This window comes from Methylobacterium sp. C33D (genome assembly GCF_053345825.1).
This window is the reverse complement of the sequence record NZ_JBKFAV010000215.1, coordinates 1-297: the sequence shown is the minus strand read 5'-3', so window position 1 is coordinate 297 and position 297 is coordinate 1. Positions and strand designations below refer to the sequence as shown.

Here is a 297-nt window from a genome sequence, read left to right as displayed (position 1 = left end):
GATCCGCCGCGAGACCGCGCAGGATGCCCATCGCGTCGCCATCGCCCCGGGCCTGGATGGCGGGAATTGCGGCAATCCGGTCGGGTTCCGCGGTGCCGGGCCTGGCGGGCAGCACGGCGGCGCGCGCCTCGGTCAGCGCCTGGCGGACGCCCGGGTTGGTCTCGCGGGCGAGCGCCGCGTCGAGGGCCGGCAGTGCCGCCGCATCCCTTGCCTTGAACACCGCGCCGGCGGCGGCGCGGCGCTTGGCCGGGTCGGGGCTCGCGAGCTCGAGCTGCCCGCGGGCGGCCTCGATCGCCC

The 297-nt window shown here is 78.8% G+C and carries 1 pseudogene; it reads right to left on the bottom strand.

Annotated elements, in window-relative coordinates:
* A pseudogene (locus ACLBXO_RS32105) lies at nucleotides 1–297 on the bottom strand (urea ABC transporter permease subunit UrtB); the annotation flags it as partial.